1 protein-coding gene is annotated in these 2,859 nt (G+C 55.3%); it reads left to right on the top strand.

The genetic code is table 11. The annotated features are described in order from the left end of the window. Positions 1–2,586: tetratricopeptide repeat protein (locus tag QZY01_RS17570; RefSeq protein ID WP_294539768.1), on the top strand; the 2,586-nt coding region annotated here is incomplete at its 5' end. Between the last annotated feature and the right edge of the window lie 273 nt (positions 2,587–2,859).

Here is a 2,859-nt window from a genome sequence, read left to right as displayed (position 1 = left end):
CGCGACGCCGCCTTTGCGGGATCGATGCGCGGGCTTGCACATATCGACCGCCAACGCGGCGACAATCAGGCCGCGCTGGAGAAATTTCTTGCCGCCGCGGCGCTTGTTCCAATGGACCTCACTAGCCGCAGCCATGCGGCTGAAGAGTTGATCAGCCTCGGGAGGCTTGAAGAGGCCGAGGCGCTGCACCGCGAGGTGCTGGCGCGCGACGCCGCTTTTGCGGGATCACTGCGCGGGCTCGCGCGGATTGCTCGCCAGCGGGGCGACAATCAGGCGGCGGTGGAACATTTTCGGTCGGCGGCAAGGTCGCTGCCGGGTGACTTTGGTGCCATGCGCGATTTCGCGCAGGCCCTTCGGATCGCCGAAGAACTGGACGAAGCAGAAAAGTTGTTGAACGGATTGCTTCTCGAAGATACCCATAAGGAACGCGTCTTCATCGAATTGGCTCAGTGCGCACATCAAAGGGGCGACCGCGAGTCGGTTTTTCGCTTTTTGAAATTGGGCGAAGCCGCAAAAACGCAAGATATTCTCGGACGAATCATGCTAGCGCGTGAGTTTCTTACACATGCCTGGGCCGCCGACGCGGAGAGAATCTTCGCGGAATCGCTTGGAGATGAGCAGTACAGCTACGAAGCCCTGATCGGTCTGGGCAATGTCGCGCGGCGCAGAGGGAATCGCGGTACGGCACTTGCCTTTTTCCGGTCTGCCGCCGCAATCCGGCCCATCGTCTCAACGGCTCGCGTCGATATCGCAATCGAGCTTCGCGATGCCGGCGAATTTGTCGAAGCGAAAAAATGTCTCGAGGAAATACTGGCGGAAGCTCCCGCCAACGCAGCCGTTTGGCTGCAACTTGGTTATCTTTATCGAATGACGGGCGATCGCAACAAAGCGCGGGAGGTTTTCCGCAAAGTCGTAGAAATGAACCCTGGCGACACCAGGCCGCTTCTCGAGGTCGCGACGGAGGAGTTTCATCTGGGCAACCTTGATGGCGCTCAGGCGCTGTTGAAAAGTGCCCATGCAATTCAACCAAACAGTTCCGAAGTTTTTTTTCGTCTCGGAGAAGAGGCCCGGATCGCGAACCAACCGAGACATGCGCTGGACCTATTCCGCAGGGCAGCAAAGACCAGCCACAAAAACTTCTGGCCGTCGCTCAACGTGGCCCGATGCCTCGCGGAGCTCGGACGATCAGACGAATGCTTCCTGGAACTCGAACAATTCACCAAAAAATGGGGTCGGCCGGAGGAGTATTTTATTATCTATTCGGAATTGAAACGCCAGATGGGAGACCTGTTGGGCGCCCGTGCAATCGCTGCTGAGGGCAAGGCCGAATACCCAACCAGTTCCTCATCATGGCGTGCTTTGGTTATGCTCGAGGCCGACCTCGGCGCTCATGAAAGGGCGCAAGAGGCGCTCAATTCCTTTTCCGGAACAACGCCTTCTGATCTCCTAAATTTCCATCAGGCGGCGGGTTATCTGGCGATTCTTCGCCATCAATACGGCCAGGCAAGGCGCCACTTCTCCGAGATGCTTGCCATTCGCGATTGCGAGGCCGGTTATCATTACCGCGCAGCCCAGATGGCGCTTCTGGAACTTGACCTTCCCGCTGTGCCCCCCCACCTGAACCGCATCGCCCAATTGAGCCAGTCGGAAAATCAGCTGCGTGGAATTTCGACGCGCAGCTCGCAATCTTTCCTTGGACAATTGCTGATGGAGTTCTTGCTCGATGCCGCGGCTTTGAGTCGCCTGAAAGAGGCGCGAACGAAAGAGCCGCAAATTCGTCTCGATGCAATCAGAGACGTTGTCGAGAGCTACCCTCACTATACACCGGCGGCCATGTCACTAGTAACAGAATTGCGTATTCAAGAGAAATTTATTTTTTCAAAAGAATCAAAGAAGGATTTATATTCTATTCCGTTAAATATAGTTCAGTATTGGGATTCGCCAGATGTTCCAAAAGATATTATTGAGATTTCTAATAGCTGGATAAATCTAAATGGTGAATACAAGTATATTAGATTCTCGAAGGAAACTGCGCATGCGTACCTGAAAATAAAAGGCATGACCGACGTGGCAGCGGCGCTCGTGCGTGCGAACGAGCCTGCGATGCAGGCCGACGTGTTCCGGTTGGCCTACCTGTTCCAGGAAGGAGGCTTCTATGCCGACGCGGACGACCGATGTCTGGTGCCGTTGTCTGAATGGGTGCAGGGCGGTGAAGCATTGGTGCTTTATCAGGAAGATATTGGTTCCATCGGGAACAATTTTATCGGCGCGAGACCTGCCAATCCCGTAATTGGGCTCGCCCTGCGAAATGTGGTGGCAGCAATCAATCGCGGCGACTCGGATCTCGTTTGGTTGTTGTCCGGACCAGGACTGCTCACGAGGGCTTTGGCGACGCACCTCTCTGAATCACCCGGCGAATGGCAAAGCAAAATGAAATCTATAAGGGTTCTGGATCGCCATGAACTTTTGGCTAGCGTCGCAATTCATTGTCTTGCCAATTACAAACACACGGCTCTGCATTGGAGCAAGTCCGATCAGGGCAGTCGGAAAAAACCACTGTCGAAGACGACCGCCATCCAAAGTTAGGCGACGCCGCGAAATAACTGCTAAATATGGAGGCTGGGGTACACGGGCGACGTTGTAATTCCATTATGGATGGAAGGCGCCGCCGCTGAGGTTCGACGGCGGCCATTTCCGCGTCGCTGACCTTCACGATACTGAACCGCGCCGGGTTTGCCGGAGGCTCCAACTTCCAAATAGGATGGAGCCATCATGAGCAATACGACCAATAAATTTTCACCTGAGGTTCGCGCCCGCGCGGTGCGGATGGTTTTGGATCACGAGGGCGATCACGCCTCG

The sequence above is a fragment of the uncultured Rhodoblastus sp. genome (assembly GCF_903903185.1).
GTDB lineage: Bacteria > Pseudomonadota > Alphaproteobacteria > Rhizobiales > Beijerinckiaceae > Rhodoblastus.
The sequence above is the reverse complement of the archived record's forward strand: the minus strand, read 5'-3'. Positions and strand labels throughout refer to the sequence as shown.